A 26,438-nucleotide genomic window follows, 5' to 3' on the forward strand; every position below is an offset into this window, starting at 1 on the left:
AACAAGAATCTAAGTGGGGACAACAGCCAGTAGATCCCTGATAAGTTCAACTAACATTCAGCCCGCTGAATGTTAGTTGAACTTTACAACCATTTTTCTGTAAATATGTCTTCTTTAAATCCTACTGTTACTTTATTTCCATCTGTAACAATAGGACGTTTAATAAGCATACCATCTGAGGATAAAATTTCTGCCATTTCCTCTTTTGACGCATCCTTAATCTTTTCTTTTATGTTTAATTCTCTATATTTTTTTCCACTCGTATTAAAGAATTTTTTTGCTGGTAATTCGCTCTTTTCTATTAGATTTAATAATTCCTCTTTTGTAGGTGTTTCTTCTACAATATGAATTGCTCTATATTCTATTTGGTTATCTTCTAACCACTTTTTTGCTTTTTTGCATGTTCCACAGTTTGGATACCAATAAAAGGTTAACGCCATTATGTACACTCCTAACTCAATGATCATTTCCTTCTATTTTATCATGTTTTCTAGGCAAATACACTTTAGTTTGACTATGCCGAAAAACATAAAAAGATATGATTCCCATTAGTATTCGAGAATCACATCTTTTTTTAATAATTAAACTATATATTTTTCTTCATCAATAATTTCAGCTGCAATTTCGCGTTTTTTCTTTACGACGTTAACTGGTGTATGTCGAGTTAATTTACGTAAGGAGGATAACAACATACGTAATGTATCTCCTTCTTCAACAGTGATAATCGTTTCTTTCGCATCGGCTTCCATACGATTAAATGCTTCCTGTACGTACACTTGCGTATATAGGAGTTTTTGTTTATTCGCTGCTTCCCCAGATTTATTTATGGCTTTTTCTGTCCGTAGAATAGCCGCCTCCATATTATAGACCTCAGAAACCATATCAGCTAAGTTCACAAGAATTTCCTGTTCAAACTCAATTTTTTGCTCATATTTCTGAACCGCTAAACCTGCAGCAAACAGTACCATTTTTTTCGCATTTTTAAGTAAGTATTTTTCTTGTTCTAGTGTACCAGCACCAACTTGTTCAGGCATCTTCATCACTAATTCTTCTTGCAGATCTTGAGCTTGTTGCATTAAAGGCAATTCGCCTTTCATTGCCTTCTTTAATAAAGTCCCGGGAACAATCAATCGGTTAATTTCATTTGTTCCTTCAAAAATTCGATTAATTCTTGAATCACGGTACATTCTTTCCACAGCATATTCTTGTATAAATCCATTTCCACCATGTAATTGAACTGCTTCATCTACTACATAATCCAAGGCTTCTGTTGCCGTAAATTTATTTAATGAACATTCTATTTGATATTCTGCAATTGCTGCAGCTACCTCTCTTCCATCTTTTAATTGCTCATCTGTTAAAGCTCCCATTCTTTGTTCGAATAACCCAACTGTACGATAGACAGCACTTTCGTTTGCATAGGTTTTCGCAGCCATTGTAGCCAGTTTTTCTTTTGTTAGAGTGAAACTAGAAATCTTCGTATTAAATTGCTTACGTTCATTTACATATTTCACACTAGCTTCAAGCGCGTCCTTAGCCCCACCAATTCCACCGATAGCTAATTTATATCTTCCAACATTTAGAATGTTAAAAGCTATTTTATGACCTTTTCCTTTTTCACCTAAAAGGTTTTCGACCGGGACGGGTGCGTCATCTAAAATTAACGTTCGTGTAGAGGAAGATTTAATTCCCATCTTCTTCTCTTCTACTCCAGTAGAAACTCCTGGATAGTCTCGTTCAACGATAAATGCACTAAAGTGTTCCCCATCAATTTTGGCATAGACTACAAATATATCAGCAAAAGCAGAGTTCGTAATAAATTGTTTCTCTCCGTTTAATATATAATGAGTTCCAGCTTCATTTAAAACTGCTGTCGTTTTCGCCCCTAAGGCATCCGATCCAGATGTAGATTCGGTTAACGCATATGCAGCTATTAATTCACCCGTTGCCAGTTTTGGTAAGTATTTTGTTTTTTGTTCCTCATTTCCAAAAAATACTATTGGTAGAGAACCGATCCCTACATGTGCCCCATAAGAAAGGGAGAATCCTCCAGCTCTTGAGAATTCTTCTGTTATTAAAGCGGAACTTGTTTTATCTAAACCAAGTCCACCATATTCTTCAGGGACATCAGCTCCTAATAGTCCTAATTCTCCGGCTTTTTTAAGAAGTTCCTTATTTAAATCGAAGTTCTGATTTTCTAACTCCTCTATATTTGGTAATACCTCTTTATCAATGAAATCATGTGTTGTTTTAGCAATCATATTTTGTTCGTCTGAAAAGTCCTCTGGTGTTAGAATATCCTCATATGTTATATCTTCCGTTAAAAATGCTCCACCTTTAAATAATTTTGCTTTTGTTTCACTCATTTATTCCTCTTCCTTTCTTCAATAGATTACTAGTTTTATATAAGTTCAAAGACACCAGCTGCTCCCATACCTCCACCAATACACATCGTAACAACACCAAATTGAACGTTTCTACGTTTCATTTCATTCATTAAGGTTAGGGTTAATTTTGTACCAGTACAGCCGAGTGGGTGTCCAAGTGCAATTGCCCCGCCATTGACATTAACTTTATTACTATCTAAATCCAAAGCATGGATAACGCGTACTGCTTGCGCTGCAAATGCTTCATTTAATTCAAATAGACCAATATCAGATAATTCCAATCCTGCAATTTTTAATGCTTTTGGAATAGCTGCTACAGGCCCAACCCCCATAATTTCAGGTTCAACCCCTGCAACAGCAAAAGAACGGAATTTAACAATTGGAGTTAACCCAATTGAGTTCGCCTTTTCCCGTTCCATTACTAAAACAGAAGCAGCTCCATCACTCATTTGTGAAGAATTACCAGCTGTTACTGTCCCTTTATTTTTAAAAGCTGGACGTAACTTGGATAACACTTCAACACTTGTTCCCAATCGCACTCCTTCATCCATTTTTAACGTGAAGGATTTTTCATCTATTTGGTTGTTTTTTCCTATAACACGTTCTTTTACGTCAACAGGAACAATTTCATCTGTAAAACGTCCCTCTTGAATAGCTTTAGCAGCACGTTCATGACTTTTTGCTGCAAACTCATCTTGTTCAGTTCTAGAGATACCAAAACGACTTGCAACTTCTTCAGCAGTATGCCCCATACTCATGTAATACCCTGGGGCATCCTCAACTAATTTTACATTCGGCTTAATCACATGTCCGCCCATTGGAATTAAGCTCATTGATTCTGCTCCACCAGCTATAATCGTATCACTCGAACCGACCATTATTCTTTCCGCAGCATAAGCAATAGACTGTAAACCAGAGGAACAATAACGATTAATTGTTACTCCGGGAACATCATGCCTTAAGCCTGCCAACCCAGCCACATTACGAGCCATATTCATACCTTGTTCCGCTTCGGGCATGGCACAACCAATAATGACATCATCAATATTTCCGTCATAATCTTCAGCACGTTTTAATGTCTCTTTAATTGTCAATGCCGCTAAATCATCAGGCCTTGTATTAGATAAGGAACCTTTAAATGCTTTACCTACTGGGGTTCTTGCCCCTGAAACGATAACAGCCTCTTTCATTTTACCGCCCTCCCTTAATTACGTAGTGGCTTCCCTTTCATTAACATGTGTTGCATTCTCGCTTGAGTTAAAGGCTCTCCAATTAAACTTAAGAATGCTTCCCTTTCGAGATCAAGCATTACTTGTTCATCAATGATACTTCCTTCTCTTATACGTCCACCTGATAAAACATAGGCTAATTTTTCTGCAATCCTCATATCATGTTCAGATGCATATCCACCGTAATGAAGTGATTTAGCCCCCATTAACATAGCAGCATATCCCGCTTCTCCAACAACAGGAATCTTTTCACGACTAGGTGCTTTGTATCCCATTTTAGATAAAGCCAATACTTTTTCTTTCGCATCATATAATAGATGGTCTGGATTAACGCTTATACTGTCGCCACCACTTAGGAATCCACTTTCAAACGCTTCCGCTGCAGATGTTGAAACTTTAGCAGTAGCCACTTTTTCAAAAACATCATTTGCTACCTTAGTTAAATCAAATGAAATACCCTGAGGGATTTGCCGTAATTGTTTTAAATATAGTTCTTTCGTTCCTCCACCACCAGGAATTAAACCAACTCCAACTTCGACAAGTCCCATATAAGTTTCAGTAGATGCTTGAATGGAGGCAGCAGGTAAGGCTACTTCTGCACCACCACCTAACGTCATATTAAAAACTGCACTAACAATTGGTTTCTCAGCGTATTTAATCTTCGTTGCTATGTTTTGAAATTGACGAATGACTAAATCAATTTCATCAAAATTATCATCCTGTGCCTCCATAAGCATTAGTGCTAAATTCGCACCAACACTGAAGTTTCTTCCTTGATTCCCAATAACAAGTCCTTCATAATTGTTTTCTACTTCTTCAATTGCAAAATGAATCATTTGAATGGAATCTATTCCTAAAGCATTACTTTTCGAATGAAATTCTAGTAATGCGACACCATCTCCCATATCTATTAAACTTGCACCCGAATTATGTTTAATTACACCTTTGCTTTCCTTTAAACGTTGAATATTAATTTCTTTTTTATTATAAGAAAGTAGTTTGTATTCTCCTTGATCATAGAAGTAATCTTTATGACCATCATATTTGTAGAAGGATTCATATCCATCTTCAAGTAGGTTAAGCACCCACTTAGGAACTGTCTCCCCTTCCTTCTGCATGCGACCAACCGATTTCCTTAGCCCTATTGCATCCCAAATCTCAAATGGACCTATTTCCCAACCAAATCCCCATTTCATCGCCCGGTCAATCGCTACAATATCATCAGAAATCTCTCCAACTAATTCAGCCGAGTAAATTAATGTAGGTTTTAAAATAGCCCATACCAAATCACTAGCCTTGTCTCCTTGGGCATTCACCAGTGTCTGTAACTTTTTACCTACACCTTTTTCTTGTCTTACTGTCTCCGTTACCTTCGTTTTTAGTTCTCTTCTTTGTTCGTATTCAAGTGTTGTAGGGTTGATTTCCAAAATATCCTTACCTTTTTTCCAGAAAAACCCTTGTCCAGCCTTAGTACCAATCCAACCGTTTTTATTCATTTGATGCATAAAATTAGGAACATCAAATACCTTCTTCTCATCCCCATCTACTTGGTTATATACATTCCGAGCGACATGGATGAAAGTATCTAAACCAACAACATCTAACGTTCGAAATGTTGCACTTTTTGGCCGCCCAATCATTGGTCCTGTAACTGAATCCACTTCACCAACACTATAAGCCCCCTTCAACATCTCTTTAACCGTGACTAGTAATCCATGAGTTCCAATGCGATTGGCAATAAAGTTCGGTGTATCTTTCGCTTCGACCACACCTTTGCCTAAAACATCTTCTCCAAAAGATTTCATAAATGATAATACTTCCGGTTTTGTATCATTCGTAGGAATAACTTCCAATAATTTTAAGTATCTTGGTGGATTAAAAAAATGTGTCCCTATAAAATGTTTTTTCATATCATCTGAACAATCCGCAATCATTGCATTTACTGAGATGCCAGATGTATTAGTGGACACGATGGATCCTGGCTTACGATAATGATCTACTTTTTGGAGAATATTTTTCTTAACTTCAAGATTCTCTAGAACAACTTCAATAATCCAATCCACTTCAGATAATTTTTCTATGTCATCAGTTAAATTACCTAATTCAATCAAATCAAGACTTTTTTTCGATGTAATAGGTGAAGGCTTTTGCTTTAGCAATGCCTTTTTGCTATTACTAGCAAAGCGATTTCGTACAGCAGGGTGATTAAATGTAAGGCCTTTCTTTTCTTCCTCAATAGTTAGCTTCTCGGGAACTATATCAAGCATTAAAACAGGAATTCCGTTGTTAGCAAGATGCGCTGCAATACCAGAACCCATTACACCAGACCCTAATACCGCAGCCTTCTTTATTTTGTAATTCATACTACATCCCCCTTCACACATTGAGTGAACACTCATTCATTTTGACATTAAAAAAACCATTTACCTTTATTCCTCTATTTACACTATATACTATATTCTGATATTTCGCAATTGATTTATGTTTTAAAAATGTATGGAACCGTTCAAACTACATTTAAAGAGACAGTTTTTCTTAAAGAAGACTTGGTTTAGGCGGTGTTTTAGCGACGCCACGCAGCAAAAAATTATTCCATAATCGGAATCATTCTTATTTACAAATCGGAATCATTACGTTATTATATTTAAGTATTTTATTTCGCAAATACAAAGGAGTATATTTAAATGAGAATCATAAAAATTACCATTCTAATTCTTATTACCGCCACAATCATGTTTGGATGTAATGCTAATAATGAATCAGAAACAAATAATAATGAATCAATTAAAATCTATACAACACTATACCCTATTCAATATGCAATTGAAAGAATTGCTGGGGACAGCATTACTGTAGAGTCCATTTATCCTCCGGGAGTAGATGCACACTCCTATGAGCCTACTTCAAAAGATATAACGGATATTGCTAAAAGTGATGCATTTATTTATTTAGGTGCAGGAATGGAGGCATTTGCTGAAACAGCTGCTGACGCCCTAAGTAATCAGGATGTTAAATTAATAGAACTAGGTAAACATGAAGAACTCTTTCAAGTAGAGGAAACTGAAGAAGCAGGCCATCATGCAGAACAAGATGAAGTTCATGATGGACATCATCATGGTGACCATGACCCACACATATGGATTGATCCGATTCGTATGCTAGAGATGTCCAATTTGATCAAGCAAGAACTGATAAGTCTAAATCCTGAACAAGCATCTCTTTACAATGATAACTTTACAACATTAGAAGAAGATTTACTGGAGCTTGATAATCAATATACAAACACACTAAAGGACAAAAAAAATAAAAAGATTTTAGTTACACATGCCGCGTATGGATATTGGGAGAAACGATACGGTTTACAACAAATTGCGATTAACGGACTATCTTCTAATAGTGAGCCATCTCAAAAGGAATTAACTAATATTGTTAATCAAGCAAATAAAAGTAAATTAAAATACATTATCTTTGAACAAAATACTTCTAATCGTGTATCTGAAGTAATTCAACAGGAAATTGGCGCAGAAACAGTGGTCATCCATAATTTGTCCGTATTAACGGATGATGACATTCAAAATCATGAAGATTATTTAACTTTAATGGAGAAAAATCTAACAACCTTAAATCAAGTTACGAACTAAAAGGGCTATTGTTTGGAGGTGTTCATTTGGAAAAACCAGTAGTATCGATGAATAATGTTTCTTATGCTTATGAAAAAAAAATAGTTCTTGATCAAATTGATTTCGAAATACCCAAAGGTTCCTTTATGGGGTTAATTGGACCAAATGGTGGTGGAAAAACAACTTTAATTAAACTATTGCTTGGACTTTTAAAACCTGATGAAGGTACAATCAAAATTTACGGGGAACCTATTAGCAGATTTAAAGGAAGAAGTAAGATTGGTTTCGTATCTCAAAAAGCAAACTCCTTTAATCGTGGTTTTCCCGCAACTGTTTTTGAAGTTGTTTCAACAGGATTAACGGCTAAAATTGGCTACTTTAAATTTATGAATAAAAAACATAAAGAAAAAATATTGCAAGCCATAGACCAAGTTGGAATGTCAGAATATACGTACCAGAATATTGGGAATCTATCAGGAGGACAGCAACAACGTGTCTTTATTGCAAGGGCACTTGTTAGTGATCCAGAGTTATTAATATTAGATGAACCAACAGTCGGGATTGACTATGAAAATGTGAAACGTTTCTATGATTTATTACATCAATTGCATGAAAAAAGAAACATCACGCTTCTTTTAGTTACACATGATACTGGTACAATGACCGAACATGCTACCGATATCGTTTGTCTTAATAAAACATTACATTTTCACGGTAAACCAGAAGAATATCGTTCCTTATCAGAAATGGAGTTATCCAACTTCTATGGTCACCCGGTTAATATCGTTAAGCATAATCATTAGAAGTAGAAAGGAGGCGTCGACTTGTTAGCAGATTTTTTTCAATATGATTTTTTACGTTATACTTTTTTAACTGGGTTATTAATTGGGATCATCGCCCCCCTACTCGGGACTTTTATTGTAGTAAGAAGACTGTCCCTCATTGCCGATGCCCTTTCACATGTTACTCTTGCAGGGATTTCTTTCGCATTAATGTTACAAAAATTACTCGTCATTTCTTTTAGTCCATTACTTGGAGGAATGATTTTTTCAGTCATTGGTTCCATTCTAATTGAAAGACTGAGGAGTGTATATAAGGCGTATCAGGAAATTGCAATCCCAATTATCTTATCAGGCGGTGTCGGTTTAAGTGTTATTTTTATTGCATTAGCAAACGGATTTAATAATGACTTATTTAACTATTTATTTGGTTCGGTATCTGCCGTTAGTAAAAATGATTTTTTAATGATTGTAACGATTTCAATATTTGTAGTATTTATTGTTACTATACTATACAAGGAATTATTCACTCTATCATTTGATGAAGAGCATGCAACCATATCTGGATTACATTCGAAATCTATTCATTTAATATTTATTGTTTTAACAGCTTTAGTTATCGCGGCATCTATTCGTATAGTCGGTGTATTACTCGTATCAGCACTTATGACATTACCAGTAGCCGCGGCAATGCGTATGGCAAAAGGGTTTAAACAAATGATAGGATTATCTATTCTATTTGGTGAATTAGCTGTTGTTATAGGTTTAATATCAGGCTATTACTTAAACATTCCTCCTGGTGGAACAATCGTATTGGTATCTATCCTTATTTTATTAATTTCAATCGGATTGAAACGTTTTAAAATTTCTTAAAGAATGAAAGAGTGAGGGAAGGCAAATGAATGTAAATGAAGCACTGGATCTCTTGAAAAGTAATGGTTATAAAGCAACAGGAAAAAGAAAGGATATTTTAGATTATTTTGCTGAGCAAGATGGTTATCGTACTGCAAAGGATTTAATTATACATTTAGAAAACGGTAATGACACGGTAAGCTTTGACACGATTTATCGGAACCTTCACTTGTATAATGAAATGGGCATCTTAGAAACGACAGAATTAAGCGGGGAAAAACATTTTCGTATGAACTGTGGTAATCATCACCATCACCATTTTATTTGCAATGAATGCGGGCGTACTAAAGCAATTGACGTATGTCCTATGGATGATGTCAAGAAATCATTAGTAAACTATGCGATTGAAGGCCATAAATTTGAAATATATGGATTGTGCCCAACATGTCAAAACAATTAAATAAGAAACTATATGTAGCGGTTGGGATTGGAGGAATGATTGGCGCAGTCAGTCGATACGGAATCTCTTCCGCTTTTTCTTACTTCGAAAACTTTCCGATTGGCACACTAGTTGCTAATCTTTTAGGTTGCTTTATTTTATCTTATTTACTACAACACCAATCGATTAAAGAAAAACTTTCCCCAGAGTTTTTAACTGGTCTTACAACAGGTTTAATTGGGGCATTTACTACATATTCTACCTTTGCATTAGAAACGGTTCAATTGGTCCAACAAAATATTGGATTTAGCATTTTATATGTAGGTATAAGTATCTTCGGTGGTTTACTAAGCTGCTATGTCGGCTTTACATTAGCAAATAAAGGTAGGAAGTTAAACTAATGAATATTATTTTAGTTGCTTTAGGTGGTTTTTTTGGTAGTATTCTTAGACTATATCTTTCACAAATAACCGAGAAGCGTTTAATAGGGACATGGATTGCTAATATTTCGGGTTCTCTTTTACTAGCATTTATTTTCTACTTGCAAGTGAATGGCCAAATAACCACTACAACTTGGGCTTTATTAGGAGTAGGATTTTCTGGAGCCTACACTACATTCTCCACTTTTGGCAATGAAACATTACAATTATTTTTCGATAAAAAATATAAAACAGCTTCTCTATACATTGTTAGTACGTTAAGTGTCTCTATAATTCTTGTTTCAATTGTCCTTTATATATGATAAATAGGGACTTACCTATAATAGAATTAGAGTTTTACTTCAACTCTCCTAATTTTTGATGTATACTATTCTTGTAGAAAAATGTAATAGGAGAAGAATTAATATGAATAAAAAAAGAGGTTTTTTGACATTTTTATTATTTGTACTAACCATTGCTTTCATCGCTTTTGTTATTATTATGCAGCATAACTTTGTGAATCCTGATTTTGCAACAGCGGAAACAAATGAAAATATAGATTTAGATGACAAGAAGGATAGTGACGGTGACAAGGTCAAGTCAAAGGATACAGAGAAACTGGATAAAGAAGAGGAAGTTTCTGCAGAAAAATCACAAAACAAAACTGAACCTGCTAAAAAATATGTTAACGTGGATTTATTGAATGTAAGAAGTGATCCAAACACCGACAGTGAGATTGTAGGTGTTGTTACGTTGAAACAAGAAGTAGTAGCGGAAAATGTCGACAATGATGAGGGCTGGGTTAAGATTACAACCGATGATTTTACCGGATATGTAAATGGTAAATATTTAGATGAAGAAGTATAAACAAGAGTTCTAGAGATACGCATTCTCTAGAACTCTTGTTTTGTCTATGTATCGCCGATAGCCATGTTTTAATATTTTTTAATTCATATACGCAGACAAAAAAAGAAGACCTACCTCTTGAAAGATTGGTCTTCTTTTCTATTCTATACTATCATTTATAGATAATTCTCAGGATCTACAAGGGAACCATTTTTATACACTTCAAAATGTAAGTGAATACCTGTCGATCTTCCAGTTGCCCCCATAACCCCAATTTTTTGTCCTTTACTTACATTTTGTCCTGCACTAACACTAATAGATGTCATATGTGAGTACGTTGTTTTCAATCCATTACTATGTCTAATCACTACTCTATTACCATAGCCACCACTGTTAAATCCAGCAGACTCTACCACTCCATCCATTGCTGAATAAATAGGTGGTACTGTACTTCTGTTCGTACGCGCAATGTCAATACCTTTATGTTTTTTACCCCATCTAGGTCCCATTCCGCTTGAAATATAGCCTCCATTTGTTGGCCAAGCGAACACTCCACTACCCGATGAAGCAGGTGCTGAATTACTACTATTGCCACTACTGTCGCCACTGTTGCTAGATTCACTACTTGCAGATACTGTAGACACTTTTGGTGCATTTAAACTTGCTTGTAATGCCGCAAGATCACTATCTTTCACTTGTAGTTTTTCTTTTTTATCTTTTAATTCTTGTTCTTTAGCATTTAATTCTGCTTTTTTCTTTTCATTCTGAGATTTTTGATCCTCAATTAAAGCTTTCATTTCTTCAAGCTCTGCTTTTAATTGTTTTGCTTCTTCCAACTTTGTTTTAACTGTTTCTTGCTTTTCTTCCACTAGTTTTTTATCCGCTTCTTGTGCTTCAATCAATGCTTTATCTGATTCTGTAATTTTACTAACAGTTGTGACTCTACTAATGAAGTCAGCAAAGTCTTCAGATCCAAAGATAACTTCCATGTAACTAATGGATCCACCGGATTTTTGGTAGGAAATAGCACGATCTTTTAATATTTCATACCGTTTTTCTATCGCTTCTTCTAACTTCAAAATTTCTTCTTGTAATTTTTCAACTTCTTTTTCCGTATCAGAAATTTCTACATCTGTTTCTTGCAACATTTTTTGATTTTGTTTTAAAGATGTTTCAACACGTTCGATTTCCTTATTTAAATCCTTTAATTCAAATAATACATCAGCAATTTGTTTTTCTGTATCTGATAAATCTTTTTTTATCTCTGTACGTTCGTCTTTAATATCGTTTATATTACTAGCAGCATCAACATTAGCTGTACCTATAATACTAGTCACTCCGACAATAGCAACTGTTGATAGTGTCATTATTACTTTTTTCATTTGAATAATCCCCGCTTTTTTTTAAAACCTATGTATATGTATAAAAGTTTCTTTATTTTTGTATCTATTAATCTACTTATTATTTTTATCAACGATTTGTAGTATATCATTTAATAATTTCACACATATTATATTAATGTTACAATTATGTTTCAAAAACGACAGAATTCGATAATAGTATAAAAAAAACAACGGTATCCCTCTTATTTCTTTAGCGAATACCGTTGTTATCTATTTAATTAACTTGAAAATTGTTCCACTTCAGTAGATCCTTTTAACGCAGTAGTGGAGGAGGTCCCGCCTGAAATTACTTGTGCTACTTCATCAAAATACCCTGTACCAACCTCACGTTGATGCCTTGTGGCGGAGTATCCATATTGCTCACTTGCAAATTCAGCTTGCTGTAATTCAGAATAGGCAGCCATTCCCTCGTCTCTATATTTTCTTGCTAATTCAAACATACTATGATTTAATGCGTGGAATCCAGCAAGTGTTACAAATTGGAACTTATAACCCATTTCTCCTAATTCATTTTGGAAACTAGCAATTTCCGTATCCGATAATTTTTGCTTCCAATTAAATGATGGGGAGCAATTATATGCTAAAAGTTTATTTGGATATTTTTCATGGATTGCATCAGCAAACCTTTGTGCTTCTTCCTTGTTTGGCTCTGAAGTTTCACACCAAATTAGATCGGCATACGGAGCATATGCAAGACCACGTGAAATCGCCTGATTAATTCCTGAACGTGTACGGAAAAACCCTTCCGTTGTGCGACTTCCTGTTATAAATGGCTCATCATAAGGATCAACATCACTCGTTATAAGATCCGCAGCATTTGCATCCGTTCTCGCAATAATAATAGTTGGTGTTCCCATCACATCAGCTGCTAATCTTGCAGCTATTAAATTTCGAACAGCAGTTTGAGTTGGAAGCAATACTTTCCCACCAAGATGACCACATTTCTTCTCTGACGATAATTGATCTTCAAAATGAACACCCGATGCACCAGATTCAATCATAGACTTCATCAATTCAAATACATTCAATTGCCCACCAAAACCAGCTTCCGCATCGGCTACAATTGGCACAAACCAATCAATTTCCTCATTTCCCTCTGAAAAATGAATTTGATCCGCACGTTGTAAAGCTTGGTTAATTCGCTTTACTACATTAGGTACACTATTCACTGGATATAAGCTTTGATCTGGATACATTTGTCCAGCCATATTTGCATCCGCTGCTACTTGCCACCCACTTAAATAAATAGCCTTCAACCCAGCTTTAACTTGTTGAACAGCTTGATTTCCAGTGAGTGCTCCTAAAGCATGGACATACCCTTCTCCATTAATAGATTCCCAGAGTTTATTTGCTCCACGTGTTGCTAAAGTATATTCCATATCCATAGAACCTCGTAAACGGATAACATCCTCTGCAGAATATGGTCTTTCAATCCCTTTCCATCTAGGGTTAATTTCCCAATTATTTTTTAATTTTTCTATACGATTCATTTCCAATTCCCCCTTAATTATTATCTAACTGCTTATATGCCGGTAATGTTAGGAACTCTTCAAACTCGTCTTGCATCACTAATTGATTAAAAATAGTTGCAGCTTTTTCATAACTTCCTGTCGTAAATGTTTCCTCTCCAACTTGCTCCCTTATTTTCATCAGTTCCTCATCGATTAACACGGTAACCATTTGTTCCGTAATATCTTTTTTGTTATCTATTCTCCCTTTCGGATGTCTTATCCACTGCCAAATTTGTGCTCTAGAGATTTCTGCTGTTGCCGCATCCTCCATCAGATTATTAATTGGTACAGCGCCCATCCCGCTTAACCACGCAGCTGTATAGCGAATCCCTACATTAATATTTGTTCGAACTCCCTCTTCGGTTATTTCCCCAGTGGGAACTTCCAATAGATTCTTAGCTGTTACCTCAACATCTGCTCTTTTATTAAAAATTTGATTTGGAGTTGGCATTCCTTCGTTAAATACTTCCTTTACAAGTTCAACCATTCCTGGGTGGGCAACCCACGTACCATCATGACCATCCCTTACTTCTCTTTCTTTATCAGCTCGAACTTTTTGAAACGCTATTTTGTTCGCTTGATCGTCATTTTTTACCGGGATTTGTGCTGCCATTCCACCGATTGCCGGAGCATTTCGCTTATGACAAGTTTTAATAGCTAGCAATGAGTAAGCTCTCATAAACGGAACTTCCATTGTTACAATAGAGCGATCTGGAAAAATAACATTCTCTTGATGTCGAAACTTTTTAATGAAGCTAAAAATATAATCCCATCTACCACAGTTTAACCCTGCTGAATGTTCTTTTAATTCATATAAAATTTCATCCATTTCAAATGCTGCAGTAATAGTTTCAATTAAAACGGTCGCTTTGATAGTACCCTGTGGCATTCCAAGGTGATTTTGTGCATAGACAAATACTTCATTCCATAACCTTGCTTCAAGATGACTTTCTATCTTGGGCAAGTAAAAATATGGTCCACTTCCCCGACTTAATAGTTCTTTCGCATTATGATAAAAATAAAGTCCAAAATCTACTAAACTACCAGACATCGGTCTACCCTCGTAGTACAGATTATTCTCTTCTAAGTGCCACCCTCTTGGACGAACAATTAATACCGCCGTTTTCTCATTCAACTTATATTCTTTTCCGTTACCAGCTGTAAAATCTATTTCATGTCTTATAGCATCTCTTAAATTTATTTGGCCTTGCATCATATTTTCCCACGTTGGCGAGGTTGCATCTTCAAAGTCCGCCATAAATGTTTTGGCACCTGAATTCAAAGCGTTGATAATCATTTTTCTGTCAACCGGTCCTGTTATCTCTACCCTTCGATCTTGTAAATCTCTTGGAATAGGATTAATCTCCCAATTTCCATTCCTTATACTTTTTGTTTGTTTAAGAAAATCAAGTGTCTTACCTTTATTTAGTTCCTGTTGTAGCTCTTCACGTTTTTTTAACAACTCCCTTCGTCGCTCATCAAAATGAAAATGAAGTTTTTCGATAAACTCCACTGCCCCCGGGGTAAGAATTTCCCCAAATCGTTTTCTCTGATCCGCTTTTATTTCCGAAGTGTTTAGCATAACTCCCTCTCCCTTTGTTATATGATAAAATTCAAAGTACTTTGTTGCACAACAATTTATACAACAAAATTTAGTCCTCTCTTTTTGATAGGCAATAATCACAAACCATCGAGTAACTTTTTGCATCTACTTCTTTTCCACATTCAGGACAATTTATTTTCTCCATTTTTACACCCCTTTTTTAAAAAAATTATTTATAAAACTATAATGTTATAAAACAGGTTTTGTATATCACCTTTGTTATATAACAATAAATACAAAAAAATTAGTCCTCTCTTTTTGATAGACAATAATCACAAACCATCAAATAACTTTTTGCGTCTACTTCTTTTCCACATTCAGGACAGTTGATTTTCTCGATTACCCTCACCCCTTTTGTATAACAGTCATTAACTGTTTAGCTTTTGTTATAATACAGTCTATTCGATATTTTCTAAAAATGCAACCCTTTTTTAAGTTATTTGAAAATATTTCTGAGTTGTAGCAAAAAAATAAAAAGGAGTAGAAAGTGAACTCATATAAAGGTCACTCTTCTACTCCACTAAATTATGTTTAAATGCATAAATAACAGCCTGTGTTCGATCCTGAACTTCTAATTTCCCTAAAATATTACTAACATGCACTTTTACCGTTTTTAAAGAAATATACAATTCATCGGCAATATCTTGATTTGATTTCCCTTCCGCCATTAATAACAAAACTTCCATCTCTCTATCTGTTAATTGGTGAAATAATTCGGTTTTAGGTTTGTTCCTCATCTTTGTCATAATTTTCCCAGTTACTTCTGGTTCCAATATGGATTGTCCCTCATAGGTTGCACGTATTGCTTTTGCAATTTCATCTGCTTTTGATGTCTTTAGCATGTAACTTGTTGCACCAGCTTCTAATGCAGGGTAAACTTTTTCATCATCTAGAAAACTCGTAACAATAATAATTTTTGCATCCGGCCACGCTTGAATAATCTGTTTCGTCGCTTCTATACCGTCCATCTCTTTCATGACGAGATCCATCAAAATAATGTCTGGTTTAAGTTCAAGTGCTAATTTCACTGCAGGAGCACCGTCATCAGCCTCTGCTACCACTTCGATATCAGGTTGAGCAGAAAGATAAGATGAAACACCAATACGAACCATCTCATGATCATCCGCAAATAGTACTCTAATCATTTCACTCCCCCTCCTTTCCTAATATAGGAACTTTTACTTCTAATTGTGTCCCTTGATTTGGTAAACTAACTAATTTAAAGGTACCACCAACTTCATAAGCACGTTCACGCATATTTTGTAATCCATAAGAGCCTGTTTTCATATTTTCCATTTCAAACCCCACTCCATCATCGATAACACGTAAAATAATTGTTTCATCCCTTACAATTAACATAACGCTTAAATTCGTCGCCTTCGCATGTCTTAACGTGTTGGATAAGGATTCTTGAAGAATACGGAATAATTGATCTTCTACTCCCTTATCCATCGGGAATTCTTCAATTTTTTGTGTAATTTCCATTGGCACTTTTTGTGTCAGTTCACGTAAAAGTTCATCAATACCTTCTTGTAATGTTTTGCCTTTTAGCGCAACCGGTCGAAGGTGTAATAATAATGCACGCATTTCCAGTTGTGATTGATGGATCATTTTTTCTACCATTTGTAATTGATTTTTCATCTTTTGATCATTTGGTGGATTGGATTCATTAATAGCGGACATCATCATAGAAGATGCAAATAATTGTTGGCTGACAGAATCGTGAAGTTCTCTTGCTAAACGATTCCTCTCCTGTTCCACAATTTCTTGCAAACTTTTTTCTCTTTCTTCTGTTCTTTCGGTAGCCAAACGCTGGGATAACTCTACTTGTTTCTTCATTTTTTCCTGTAATTCATCCATTTTGTGCTGCACCTGTTCCAACTCTCTATATGAGTCATCAGATATCGTAAGTTTTTTCCCTTTTATTAATTCATCCAAATTACGTTCAACATCATAAACTCTCTGTTTCCAATATAATCCAATCGTTACACCAAAAATAATTCCCGTTACAATCGTAATTCCAATAATCCAAAGTAAAAAAGACACACTACCAAGTTTTTCATTCCAAATCAGGTTCCATTCCTCTAATGGAAAAAATAAAAATGTTATACCTATAATTGCCATGGAAAGTAAAATAGAAAACAATACCGAAGTAAATATATGCCTAATAATAATGTTCATATTCGCTTCACCTCAATATCCCCAGAAAAGATTGAGGTGATTATTTTTACTCTAGGGTATGACTGATCATAATTCTCCGTTTGGTAGAATAATGATTTATTCATAAGTTTCCAATGATGTTCACCAAGAATATGAGCTCGGCCGAAAACAGAACTATGATGAATACTAACTTCTACTTCATATGGTACGTAAATTTCGATATTCCCCATAAAATGCCTCATCGAAATAACAGCTGTGTCATTTGGTAAAACAGTATTACTTAAATCAATTATCTTATCCCCAAAAACACTTTGGATATTAATATCTCTCCAGCCATATGCTGTTTCCTCTGTTTTTTGATCTTCAAATAACGTGTGATCAAATAACGGTTCCATTTGAATAATCGTACCTTGCTTCACTTCTCCCCCAGGAAGTGTCGGTGCAATAAACTCTTCCTCTTTTTTCTTTTTTGCATAATCAAGAATCCATAAAACGAGCACCGTTACAATTAAGAATCGAACAGCTAAAATATTAAATAACGAGAATATAAAACTAATTAGGAAAATCCAAAATAGAACTTTCCCCCATAATTTGTGAAAGTTTTTCCAACCAATGTACAGAAAAAGGCCTGAAAAAAACACTTGAAATAAGGCTCCACCATGGAAAAAAATAATTTCAAAAATGAGGAGGATAACACCAATAATCAAAATCCAGTTAAATGTATCTGTACGAAAACGTTTTAACAATTTATCCCCTCCTCCTTCATTATGTACGAATACAGGCGCAAGTTACGCCTGTATTATACCATGATTTACCAATACCTGTATGAATATTATATTTCCATTTCTTTTTCTTTTAATTCCTTTTCAAGCTTATCTATTTTACCATCAAAAGTGCTTCGGAAATAAGATTGATTCACTTTATACTCTAAGCCTTCAATATAACGTTCCATTTCTGAAAATCTTGAATATGGTTGTTCAGCTGAATGTTGCATTACTTTATTAATTTGATGATTAGCATGGGCAATATTTTCACGCCCCATTAAATCCATTCTTCTTAGGTGCATATCTTTTAAGCGATGTTTCATTTCTTCATATTTTTGTTCAAGCTTATCTAATTGCTCTGTTGCTTCATTTCTAGAAACTTCCATTCGGTCTGCACGATTTTTGTATTCTTCGTGTTCCTTCATCGCAAATTCAAACATCTCCACTTCATTTGCTTTTTCGGCAATTTTCGCTTGGTTTAGGCGTTTTTCAGCAAAGTGACTTGCTTTTTCAAATTCCTTTGTAAACTCTTCTTTTAATTTGTATTGACGATCAATTAATCTTCGTACTTTTTCTGTTTCCTGTTCTGCCTGTCGTAAATACTGGTTCAACGCTTTAATCGGGTTTTTCTGTTCCTTTTTATCCAAAACATCATGTAAATCTGCTTCCACTGCATTTTTTATTCGTGTAAAAATATTTGCCATTAAAATCCGCTCCTTATTATTTATTTAATTCTGCCCATTCACGTTCAAAGTTCGTAAAAGGATCATCATCTTCTATAACTCGAACAACTGGGTCATCGTCATCCTTGTTCCAATGTTTATATATTACGTACAAGGCGTAAACTGCAACCAAACCAATTACCGCATATATATTGGAAAAGGCAATACTAGCAATAAATAAACCTAAAATAGCCCAACCTATTTTTCCAAATACAGACTCACTTCTAACAAACTTCTTAAAGACAATGTATAGCAACCATACGGATAGTCCTAATAATACCATTGGCCCAAGGTTTGCTAAGAGAAATAAAAATGCAACCAATCCTCCGACAAACAACATAAATTTTTTCATGTTTTGCCTCCTTTCTTTATCTTGATTCCATCATATCGAGATTTGCGTTTTCTTATAATGATCCTAAGGAATATTTTCGAATAGGACTTGAGGCGTATTTGAGGTAATACTTGTATTTGGACGCATGTAGGAATTGACGCTAGGACTTTAAATCCTTAAGTAAATAATAATGGTTTTTTCCCTCCCATTCCGGTACTCATCGGCTGTATGAGTTGTGGAGCGTTGGATTTTTCCTTCTGTACCGGCACTCATCGAACGTATGAGTTGCGGAGCATTAGTTTTTCCCTTCCGTTCCGGCACTCATCGGCTGTATGAGTTGTGGAGCGTTGGATTTTTCCTTCCGTTCCGGTGCTCATCGAACGTATGAGTTGTGGAGCGTTGGATTTTTCCTTCTGTACCGGCACTCATCGGCTGTATGAGTTGCGGAGCGTTATTTTTTTCCTTCCGTTCCGGCACTCATCAAGCTTCGATTTAGGTTACTCCCAAGAATTTCCGTTGAAACGTACGCTTATAACTATCGAACGACTGATAGCAAGGAATAAAAGCCATTATTCCATTATAAAAAAGCTTGGATACACAAGTTATCCAAGCTTCATTAAAATATGTTGAAGTTATATTGTTTATAAAATGCCCTTCCCACCAAAATTATAAAGAAGACTTGGTTTAGGTGGAGTTTTAACTCCACCTGAAACTTAGTCGCCCTTATTCCGAAGCTTGGCGTCATTTATCTCCCGCCTGGGAGTTTTTAGTAACGCCGCGTAGATAAACCAAATTCCTCCGCTAAGAGTTGATAAGATTTTTTCCGTGCTTCGTAGTCGTGGGTGATGGTTACAATCATCAATTCATCCACTTCGTATTCGGATTGGATGTTCTTTAGTTGTTCCCGAACTTGAGAGGGATTCCCTACGATTTGGCTTTGTTTCATTTTTTCTATTCTTTCTTTTTCTTCCGGAGAATATGAATAAGCTTTTGCCTCTCGTATCGAGGGCACGCCCTCTTTCCCCTCACCTTTGTCCTGTAATATTTTCCACAAATAATTGCTCATTGCTATTTCTTCCGCTTCTTCTGGCGTCTCTGCACAAATCGCAGAAACTGTAACAAACACGTTAGATTTCCCATTAGGAACATTTTTCATATACTCACTTACAATAGATGGTCCATTTTCATTACTCATAAAATGACCAAACACAAATGGTAATCCTTTTTCAATCGCTAATTTTGCGCTTCTTTTACTCGTTCCTAATAACCATGGTACTGGAGGTGTTTCTGGTACTGGTGCTACAGTAATTTTCGAATACATATGATCACTTGGAAAATCTTGTTGTAAAAAATGAATGACTTCGTCCACTAATTTGGGATATACCCGTACCTTTTCCAGAAAATTCCCAGCTAATGCTATCGAAACTTCCGCAGATCCACCAGGTGCTCTCCCTAGTCCTAAATCCACCCTCCCCGGATACAGTGTTGCTAGTTCATTATATCTTTCAGCAATATGAAAGGGACTATAATTTGGTAATAATACTGCACCTGAACCGATGCGAATTTGTTCTGTTTGTGAACCAATAATACCTAATAAAATATCTGGAGCGGGTGATGCTAATCCACCTAAATCATGGTGCTCTGCTACCCAATAACGGTGGTAGCCTAGTTTATCTGTTAATTTTGCAAGTTCAATGGTTGCCTCTAAAGCATCTTTTGGAGTTTTTCCTTTAGAAATTGGGGACTGGTCTAATATACTTAATTTCATCGGTAATCACCTCTCTATTAAAAAGCGAACCTACCACATTGATAAGTTCGCCATCCATTTATATAGAAATCATTTTAGATTGTACATAATAATAAAGCAAATTCTCTGTTTCTTTTAGTGAATCTTCATGGGTTCTTTCGAAAGCATGAGAGGAATCAATTCCAGGGCCAATTAACCCATGGACAATATCATGACCGGAACGAATTGCAGCGGAAGCATCTGAACCATAATACGGATAAATATCTAGCTTATAACCGATATTACTTTCTTCCGCTAACCTGACAAGATGTTTCCTTAATTCATAATGATAAGGGCCACTCGCATCTTTCACACAAATGGATACGGTATATTCATCTGTAGATTGCCCGTCCCCCATCGCACCCATATCGACTGCTAAATACTCTACTGTTTCTGGTGTAATATTAGAATTACCACCATAACCTATTTCTTCATTGTTCGAAATAAGAAAATGGGTTGTGTATGGTAGTGCGATGCTTTCCTCTTTTATTCGTTTTATTAATTGAAGAAGTATAGCCACGCTTGCCTTGTCATCTAAATGACGTGACTTAATAAAACCATTTTCCGTAAGTTGTACACGAGGATCAAAAGAAACAAAATCTCCAACTTCGATACCTAGTGCCCGTATATCTTTGTCATTTTTCACTTTCGCATCAATTCTAACTTCCATGTTTTTTTGATTACGCTCCGCTTCCCCTGCATTTTTATATACATGCACAGAAGTTTGATGCATCAAAATAGTTCCGGTATATTTCTTTCCACTTGTGGTGTGAATTTCACAATACTCCCCTTCAATTGAATTGTAGCGGAACCCACCAATTAAATCCAAACGAAGCCTTCCGTTCTTTTTCACCTCTTTTACCATTGCACCTAATGTATCAACATGAGCGGTCAACATACGATGTTCATTTGTTACTTTTCCAGGGATGGTGGCAATTAATCCACCTTTCCTATTTCGTTTTGTATCTACATGTAATTTTTTTAAATAATCCTCAACAAATTGAATGACTTTACCCGTATTTCCAGATGGACTAGGGATAGAAACAAGTTCCTTTATTAAGTCTTTCGTTTCTTTAACGTTTGGATATGTGTTCATTTTTCCACACCTTTTCTATTAATGATATTATTTTCCTTTATTTTTTCAAAACTCATAACGGTTCTTCATAGAACAGGTATTGACCATTAAGAATAACTAACTACCACTCCTATTTTGTGATTAATCGAAGTGATTTACAATTAATCTGCTGAAAATGCCTGATAATTAGGTGAAAATTGGAGCATGGTTTGGAATTGGATTCTACAGTTGAAAAAAGGACATCAATACGAACCATTTTTTCTTAAAACCTTACTTCGATGTAAGGTTCATGAAAGCATAATCGATAGTTTACTCCACAACCTTCGAGATATACTCATATCAGAAACAGCTTGAAAGGGGAACGATGATGCTAAAACTAAATGATGTTAGCAAAGTATATGAAGGGAAAGTGGCTTATAGAGCCTTAACGGATATTAATTTGGAAGTCGAGCAGGGGGAATTTGTAGCGATTATGGGACCTTCTGGTAGTGGAAAAACTACCTTACTAAACATTATTTCCACGATTGACGAACCTACAACAGGTGAGGTAGAAATCAATGGGAAGGGCCCACACACCCTCAAGAAAAATGATTTAGCAAGATTCCGCCGAAGGGAGCTTGGTTTTGTCTTTCAAGATTTCAATTTATTGCATACCCTAACGGTCGAGGAGAATATTGTTTTACCACTAACATTAGATGGTACGCGTGTAAAAGAAATGAAGCAAAAAGCAGGGAGTATTGCGGAGAAACTTGGCATCTCTCACATTATGGGTAAACGAACCTATGAGATTTCTGGCGGTCAAGCACAACGAGCTGCGGTTGCTCGGGCGATGATTCACGAACCGGCATTATTACTTGCAGACGAACCAACGGGAAATCTTGATTCCAAGGCATCTAAAGATGTGATGGAAATGCTTGTATCCATTAATGAAAAGGAAAAAACAAGTCTACTCATGGTAACCCATGATCCACAGGCTGCAAGTTACTCTGACCGGGTAATCTTTATCAGGGATGGTAAGCTACATTCCGAGATTCATCGAGGGGAGAGCAGGCAAGCATTTTTCCAAAAAATCATTGACATGCTTTCCTTGATGGGAGGGGATGGAAATGACCTTTCGTCAGTTCGCATTTAATAACGTTTTACGTAATAAGCGGTTATATATTGCCTATTTCTTAAGCAGCCTATTTACGGTTATGGTATTTTTTACTTTTGCCATTTTTGCCTTCCATCCTGCCCTTTCAGCAGGGGCCAATTCAGATGCACTTTTTGGTATGGGGGTTGCCGGTGGAATTATTTACATTTTTTCATTCTTTTTTGTCTTATATTCCATGAGTTCATTTCTACAGTCGAGAAAGAAAGAATTCGGCTTATTGATGATCCAAGGAGCTTCAACTAGACAAATTCGGCTCATGGTATTTTTAGAAAACATGCTGATTGGATTTTTTGCAACAGTTGGTGGGATACTACTTGGTTTAGTATTTGCAAAAGGTATTCTTCTACTTGCAGAAAACGTACTAATCATTAGTCAGGAACTTAATTTTTATTTTCCGACACTAGCTATTGTTGTCACGTTTATTAGCTTTATCATTTTGTTTTTGATCATATCAATTTTTGTTACTTTTGTCTTGCGTTCGAACAAACTAATTGATTTGATTAAAGGTGATAAACAATCAAAAGGGGAACCAAAATCATCTATATTTTTGGCAATCTTTGCAGCACTTCTCCTTATCATAGGTTATGGGACCGCCCTATATGTCAAAGGAGAAACAGTTGTAACTGCAATGGTTCCTGTCATTATCGTTGTCATGATAGGGACATACCTTCTGTTTACCCAGCTAAGTGTATATATTATCCGTCGCATGAAAAACAACAAAATGATTTTTTGGAGAAAGACGAATATGCTGCTCTTTTCTGATCTTTCCTTTCGACTAAAAGATAACGCAAGAACATTTTTCATGGTAGCAATGATTTCTACGGTTGCTTTTAGTGCCATTGGAACATTGTACGGGTTCCAGTCCCTCCTTACTAAAGGAATGAAAGAAGAAAATCCTTATACACTAACATATTATCCACTTGAGGATAGTAGCGGAAAAGACATCGAGCAAGACATAAACCAGATTAATGCCATTTTCAAGGAAGAAAATATTCAAACAGAAATGGCGAAAGCAGAATTAACCTATTATGACATGAAGCAAGATGACAGGAACATCCTGATAGCGAAAGCTTCTGACTATAATCGTTTTGCCAAGCTAATTGGAGAAAAAGAACTAAATCCTACAAAAAGTGAAGCAATTGTTGTAGACCAAAGTGAAAAGATTGTGTCCAATATGGATGCTGGTAAAATCTTAATGGAATCACCAATTCGATTGGGAAACGGTGATGACATTCATCCTAGCAAAAAAATAGAGACGGAAGTATTGCCTGAATTAAACGGCTACTATGTGGTGAATGATGAAGTATATGGGGCTTTAGGAAAACCAGTAAGAAGCGAGACACATTACGTATGGAAAGCGAAACATGGTCAGGAAGATAGCATCATTAATGCTGGAAGAAAAATATCCGAACAAGTTGGATTTGAAGCACAAGCAATCGATTATATGGTTTATGAAATTAATAAGTTTTATGGACCGGTTCTATTTATTGGATTGTTTATTGGAATTGTCTTCTTTGTCTCTTCCGGGAGCTTTCTCTATTTCCGATTATATACCGACTTGGATGAGGACAAACGAAAATTCCGCTCCATTGCCAAGATCGGTCTAACCCAACATGAACTTGGAATAGTGGTTAATCGTCAAACCGCAATTATGTTTTTTACTCCAATTGTTGTGGCTCTTGTCCATGGGGCTGTCGCATTAACCGCTCTATCCCACTTTTTCAGTCATGACTTAACAAAAGAGGCATCTCTTGTTCTTGGAAGCTTTGCCGTCATCCAAATTGTTTATTTCTTAATTGTACGGTACTTTTATGTGAAGCAGATTAAAGAAGCGATTTACTAAGAAATGTTGAAGAACTAGTAGTTAAAATCCTCACAAACAAAGTTTGTGAGGATTTTAGGTTTATGAAAATGGACTATATTCCTTTATTCATTCTTTTGTTTCTTAATCGCGGGATATGTACTCATTTTTCCACACCTTTTTCTATCACAAATTTATTCTTCTATTTCATCTACTATTTTTTCCGCAGCCCTTCGAAATAAATTACTCATATGTGTAAAAGAAGCAACTAGAAGGAGTTTTCTTAAATACTCCTCACCCTTATCATCCACCATTTTATCTTCTATCGCATTATTGATTTTTAAAGTATCTTTTTTAAATTGCTCCACATTTCTCTCATTTGAAGTAATATAAGTGTTGTATATTTCCTCCAATGAAAACTCTTCTTCTGTTACTTTTTTATTTAATCGTGACAATGTTTTCTTAATATCATTTATAGATAATGAACTCTTCATCTGATAAATCATACTGATAAGCATGATATGTTCTTTTGAATATTTTTTATTCTTTACGGGAAAAAATAATTTACCCTTTGCATAATTATTAATCATTGTTTTTGTAAGTATTTTTTCCTCTGCATTCCGCTTCGTTTGGGAAAATTTATTTTCAAATAACTGAATCACTTGATCCATATATAAATCTATATCAGGTATTTCTTCTATAGATAATTGAGTATCCAAATATAATTTTTCTATCAGTTCATCCATGTTTTGCATGATATAACCCCTATTGTATTTTCTTTTATTATAAAATAAATATTTTATTTAGTAAAACATTGACTACGTGGTAACAATACGTGTATGATGTACATATAGTTATTGAAACTACGTGACGAAGTGGAGGAATAAAGTAAATGAATTCTTATATACGAGAACCAATTAACACATGGACTCATTTAATAGGAGCAATTTTAGCATTGTTTGGTTTAGTGGCAATGGTTGTGAAGGCAGTAATCACTACCAATTCTTGGCTGGTCACTATAGCTGTTATAATTTTTGGAGTGAGTATGATTTTATTATATACGGCATCCGCTACATACCATATGGTAATAGCAAAAGACCGCGTTATAGCTTTCTTAAGAAAAATTGACCATTCCATGATTTTTGTTCTTATTGCAGGAACATACACTCCATTTTGCTTAATTACACTGCAAGGAACGAAACTTGGGTGGATATTATTTTTTATAGTGAATGGACTTGCCGTATTAGGTGTAACGTTTAAATTAACTTGGTTTCATTCCCCACGTTGGTTGTCTACTTCGATTTATATAGGAATGGGATGGCTTGTAATTTTTTTCACCGGAGAGCTAGCACCTGGTTTAGGTGCTGGTGGAATGACTTTTCTAATTCTAGGTGGAGCTTTCTATACAGTTGGCGGACTTATTTACGGATTTAAACCAAAGTTCCTTCAGTTTAAAAATTGGGGTTTCCATGAGATTTTTCACCTTTTCATTTTATTTGGAAGCCTCTTTCACTTTATTTGTGTCTATGCATATGTTTTATAACACGTCAAATAGGGC

At 35.4% G+C, this 26,438-nt stretch carries 25 protein-coding genes; 10 read left to right on the forward strand and 15 right to left on the reverse strand.

Annotation, left to right across the window (positions count from 1 at the left end; genetic code table 11):
* Positions 1–83: 83 nt before the first annotated feature.
* The 4 genes from A9178_RS04590 to A9178_RS04605 all read right to left on the reverse strand — a co-directional run bounded on the left by A9178_RS04590 (position 84) and on the right by A9178_RS04605 (position 5,979).
* Entirely contained in the window at positions 84–440 is a 357-nt protein-coding gene (locus A9178_RS04590; RefSeq protein WP_068672840.1) for an arsenate reductase family protein, read from the reverse strand.
* Between the two features lie 141 nt (positions 441–581).
* Entirely contained in the window at positions 582–2,366 is a 1,785-nt protein-coding gene (locus tag A9178_RS04595; RefSeq protein WP_068672842.1) for an acyl-CoA dehydrogenase family protein, read from the reverse strand.
* 35 nt (positions 2,367–2,401) lie between these two features.
* Positions 2,402–3,577, reverse strand: coding sequence for an acetyl-CoA C-acetyltransferase (locus tag A9178_RS04600; protein WP_068672846.1), 1,176 nt, complete (start codon positions 3,575–3,577; stop codon positions 2,402–2,404).
* A gap of 14 nt (positions 3,578–3,591) precedes the next feature.
* Positions 3,592–5,979 carry a 3-hydroxyacyl-CoA dehydrogenase/enoyl-CoA hydratase family protein gene (locus A9178_RS04605; protein WP_068672847.1) on the reverse strand — a complete coding sequence of 796 codons (2,388 nt, stop codon included), beginning with the start codon at positions 5,977–5,979 and terminating at the stop codon, positions 3,592–3,594.
* 321 nt (positions 5,980–6,300) lie between these two features.
* Here A9178_RS04605 and A9178_RS04610 point away from each other — a divergent pair, with 321 nt between their 5' ends.
* The 7 genes from A9178_RS04610 (at position 6,301) to A9178_RS04640 (ending at position 10,592) form a co-directional block, all read left to right on the forward strand.
* Positions 6,301–7,257, forward strand: coding sequence for a metal ABC transporter solute-binding protein, Zn/Mn family (locus A9178_RS04610; protein ID WP_068672848.1), 957 nt, complete (start codon positions 6,301–6,303; stop codon positions 7,255–7,257).
* Positions 7,258–7,283: 26 nt separating this feature from the next.
* Complete coding sequence (locus tag A9178_RS04615) at positions 7,284–8,039, forward strand: metal ABC transporter ATP-binding protein (protein WP_068672849.1); 756 nt, start codon at positions 7,284–7,286, stop codon at positions 8,037–8,039.
* Between the two features lie 21 nt (positions 8,040–8,060).
* The gene (locus tag A9178_RS04620) at positions 8,061–8,888 is read left to right on the forward strand and encodes a metal ABC transporter permease (RefSeq protein WP_068672850.1); all 828 of its coding nucleotides are present in this window, start codon (positions 8,061–8,063) and stop codon (positions 8,886–8,888) included.
* 25 nt (positions 8,889–8,913) lie between these two features.
* Complete coding sequence (locus tag A9178_RS04625) at positions 8,914–9,327, forward strand: Fur family transcriptional regulator (RefSeq protein WP_068672854.1); 414 nt, start codon at positions 8,914–8,916, stop codon at positions 9,325–9,327.
* Positions 9,312–9,707 (forward strand): fluoride efflux transporter CrcB, encoded by a 396-nt coding sequence (gene crcB / locus A9178_RS04630; RefSeq protein ID WP_068672856.1) that lies wholly within the window; start codon positions 9,312–9,314, stop codon positions 9,705–9,707. The genes A9178_RS04625 and crcB overlap by 16 nt, the downstream gene beginning before the upstream one ends.
* Complete coding sequence (locus A9178_RS04635; RefSeq protein ID WP_068672858.1) at positions 9,707–10,048, forward strand: fluoride efflux transporter FluC; 342 nt, start codon at positions 9,707–9,709, stop codon at positions 10,046–10,048. The genes crcB and A9178_RS04635 overlap by 1 nt, the downstream gene beginning before the upstream one ends.
* A 103-nt stretch (positions 10,049–10,151) precedes the next feature.
* Positions 10,152–10,592, forward strand: a complete 441-nt coding sequence (locus A9178_RS04640) for an SH3 domain-containing protein (protein ID WP_068672860.1) — start codon at positions 10,152–10,154, stop codon at positions 10,590–10,592.
* A 155-nt stretch (positions 10,593–10,747) separates the two neighbouring features.
* On the opposite strand, the gene A9178_RS04645 is transcribed toward A9178_RS04640, so the two are convergent.
* The 10 genes from A9178_RS04645 to A9178_RS04690 all read right to left on the reverse strand — a co-directional run bounded on the left by A9178_RS04645 (position 10,748) and on the right by A9178_RS04690 (position 21,947).
* On the reverse strand, positions 10,748–11,953 hold the full coding sequence (locus tag A9178_RS04645) for a murein hydrolase activator EnvC family protein (RefSeq protein WP_068672861.1): 1,206 nt from the start codon (positions 11,951–11,953) through the stop codon (positions 10,748–10,750).
* A 239-nt stretch (positions 11,954–12,192) separates the two neighbouring features.
* The gene (gene aceA, locus A9178_RS04650) at positions 12,193–13,464 is read right to left on the reverse strand and encodes an isocitrate lyase (RefSeq protein WP_068672863.1); all 1,272 of its coding nucleotides are present in this window, start codon (positions 13,462–13,464) and stop codon (positions 12,193–12,195) included.
* A gap of 13 nt (positions 13,465–13,477) precedes the next feature.
* Entirely contained in the window at positions 13,478–15,067 is a 1,590-nt protein-coding gene (gene aceB / locus A9178_RS04655) for a malate synthase A (protein ID WP_068672865.1), read from the reverse strand.
* 533 nt (positions 15,068–15,600) lie between these two features.
* Complete coding sequence (locus A9178_RS04660) at positions 15,601–16,233, reverse strand: response regulator transcription factor (RefSeq protein WP_068672868.1); 633 nt, start codon at positions 16,231–16,233, stop codon at positions 15,601–15,603.
* A gap of 1 nt (position 16,234) precedes the next feature.
* The gene (locus A9178_RS04665) at positions 16,235–17,269 is read right to left on the reverse strand and encodes a sensor histidine kinase (protein WP_068672870.1); all 1,035 of its coding nucleotides are present in this window, start codon (positions 17,267–17,269) and stop codon (positions 16,235–16,237) included.
* Positions 17,266–17,994, reverse strand: a complete 729-nt coding sequence (liaF, locus tag A9178_RS04670; RefSeq protein ID WP_068672872.1) for a cell wall-active antibiotics response protein LiaF — start codon at positions 17,992–17,994, stop codon at positions 17,266–17,268. Before liaF ends, A9178_RS04665 begins: the two co-directional genes overlap by 4 nt.
* 86 nt (positions 17,995–18,080) lie before the next feature.
* Positions 18,081–18,716, reverse strand: a complete 636-nt coding sequence (locus tag A9178_RS04675) for a PspA/IM30 family protein (protein ID WP_068672874.1) — start codon at positions 18,714–18,716, stop codon at positions 18,081–18,083.
* 16 nt (positions 18,717–18,732) lie between these two features.
* Positions 18,733–19,086: a lmo0954 family membrane protein gene (locus A9178_RS04680; protein ID WP_068672876.1), complete on the reverse strand. Its 354-nt coding sequence runs from the start codon at positions 19,084–19,086 to the stop codon at positions 18,733–18,735.
* Between the two features lie 745 nt (positions 19,087–19,831).
* Positions 19,832–20,833: an LLM class flavin-dependent oxidoreductase gene (locus tag A9178_RS04685; RefSeq protein ID WP_068672878.1), complete on the reverse strand. Its 1,002-nt coding sequence runs from the start codon at positions 20,831–20,833 to the stop codon at positions 19,832–19,834.
* Positions 20,834–20,891: 58 nt separating this feature from the next.
* A complete protein-coding gene (locus A9178_RS04690; protein WP_068672880.1) occupies positions 20,892–21,947 on the reverse strand; it encodes a M42 family metallopeptidase in 1,056 nt (351 codons plus the stop codon).
* Positions 21,948–22,293: 346 nt separating this feature from the next.
* Between A9178_RS04690 and A9178_RS04695 the strand changes: the two genes are divergently transcribed.
* Complete coding sequence (locus A9178_RS04695; protein WP_068672885.1) at positions 22,294–23,058, forward strand: ABC transporter ATP-binding protein; 765 nt, start codon at positions 22,294–22,296, stop codon at positions 23,056–23,058.
* On the forward strand, positions 23,033–24,922 hold the full coding sequence (locus A9178_RS04700) for an ABC transporter permease (protein WP_068672886.1): 1,890 nt from the start codon (positions 23,033–23,035) through the stop codon (positions 24,920–24,922). Before A9178_RS04695 ends, A9178_RS04700 begins: the two co-directional genes overlap by 26 nt.
* Positions 24,923–25,074: 152 nt before the next feature.
* On the opposite strand, the gene A9178_RS04705 is transcribed toward A9178_RS04700, so the two are convergent.
* Positions 25,075–25,635: a DUF1836 domain-containing protein gene (locus tag A9178_RS04705; RefSeq protein WP_068672887.1), complete on the reverse strand. Its 561-nt coding sequence runs from the start codon at positions 25,633–25,635 to the stop codon at positions 25,075–25,077.
* 137 nt (positions 25,636–25,772) lie between these two features.
* Here A9178_RS04705 and trhA point away from each other — a divergent pair, with 137 nt between their 5' ends.
* Positions 25,773–26,423: a PAQR family membrane homeostasis protein TrhA gene (gene trhA / locus A9178_RS04710; protein ID WP_068672888.1), complete on the forward strand. Its 651-nt coding sequence runs from the start codon at positions 25,773–25,775 to the stop codon at positions 26,421–26,423.
* Positions 26,424–26,438: the final 15 nt, after the last annotated feature.

Origin of the sequence: Oceanobacillus sp. Castelsardo (assembly GCF_001659985.1) — a bacterium.
In the GTDB taxonomy this organism is placed as follows: Bacteria; Bacillota; Bacilli; order Bacillales; family Amphibacillaceae; genus Oceanobacillus.

Bases quoted from the DNA above. Each gene is read 5' to 3' on its own strand.
- trhA (WP_068672888.1), top strand. From the start codon at position 25,773: ATGAATTCTTATATACGAGAACCAATTAACACATGGACTCATTTAATA.
- A9178_RS04680 (WP_068672876.1), bottom strand. From the start codon at position 19,086: ATGAAAAAATTTATGTTGTTTGTCGGAGGATTGGTTGCATTTTTATTT.
- A9178_RS04685 (WP_068672878.1), bottom strand. From the start codon at position 20,833: ATGAAATTAAGTATATTAGACCAGTCCCCAATTTCTAAAGGAAAAACT.
- A9178_RS04690 (WP_068672880.1), bottom strand. From the start codon at position 21,947: ATGAACACATATCCAAACGTTAAAGAAACGAAAGACTTAATAAAGGAA.
- A9178_RS04700 (WP_068672886.1), top strand. From the start codon at position 23,033: ATGACCTTTCGTCAGTTCGCATTTAATAACGTTTTACGTAATAAGCGG.
- A9178_RS04595 (WP_068672842.1), bottom strand. From the start codon at position 2,366: ATGAGTGAAACAAAAGCAAAATTATTTAAAGGTGGAGCATTTTTAACG.
- A9178_RS04660 (WP_068672868.1), bottom strand. From the start codon at position 16,233: ATGATTAGAGTACTATTTGCGGATGATCATGAGATGGTTCGTATTGGT.
- A9178_RS04605 (WP_068672847.1), bottom strand. From the start codon at position 5,979: ATGAATTACAAAATAAAGAAGGCTGCGGTATTAGGGTCTGGTGTAATG.
- A9178_RS04645 (WP_068672861.1), bottom strand. From the start codon at position 11,953: ATGAAAAAAGTAATAATGACACTATCAACAGTTGCTATTGTCGGAGTG.
- A9178_RS04675 (WP_068672874.1), bottom strand. From the start codon at position 18,716: ATGGCAAATATTTTTACACGAATAAAAAATGCAGTGGAAGCAGATTTA.
- aceA (WP_068672863.1), bottom strand. From the start codon at position 13,464: ATGAATCGTATAGAAAAATTAAAAAATAATTGGGAAATTAACCCTAGA.
- A9178_RS04635 (WP_068672858.1), top strand. From the start codon at position 9,707: ATGAATATTATTTTAGTTGCTTTAGGTGGTTTTTTTGGTAGTATTCTT.
- A9178_RS04665 (WP_068672870.1), bottom strand. From the start codon at position 17,269: ATGAACATTATTATTAGGCATATATTTACTTCGGTATTGTTTTCTATT.
- A9178_RS04600 (WP_068672846.1), bottom strand. From the start codon at position 3,577: ATGAAAGAGGCTGTTATCGTTTCAGGGGCAAGAACCCCAGTAGGTAAA.
- A9178_RS04640 (WP_068672860.1), top strand. From the start codon at position 10,152: ATGAATAAAAAAAGAGGTTTTTTGACATTTTTATTATTTGTACTAACC.
- crcB (WP_068672856.1), top strand. From the start codon at position 9,312: ATGTCAAAACAATTAAATAAGAAACTATATGTAGCGGTTGGGATTGGA.
- A9178_RS04625 (WP_068672854.1), top strand. From the start codon at position 8,914: ATGAATGTAAATGAAGCACTGGATCTCTTGAAAAGTAATGGTTATAAA.
- aceB (WP_068672865.1), bottom strand. From the start codon at position 15,067: ATGCTAAACACTTCGGAAATAAAAGCGGATCAGAGAAAACGATTTGGG.
- A9178_RS04610 (WP_068672848.1), top strand. From the start codon at position 6,301: ATGAGAATCATAAAAATTACCATTCTAATTCTTATTACCGCCACAATC.
- A9178_RS04590 (WP_068672840.1), bottom strand. From the start codon at position 440: ATGGCGTTAACCTTTTATTGGTATCCAAACTGTGGAACATGCAAAAAA.
- A9178_RS04705 (WP_068672887.1), bottom strand. From the start codon at position 25,635: ATGCAAAACATGGATGAACTGATAGAAAAATTATATTTGGATACTCAA.
- A9178_RS04695 (WP_068672885.1), top strand. From the start codon at position 22,294: ATGCTAAAACTAAATGATGTTAGCAAAGTATATGAAGGGAAAGTGGCT.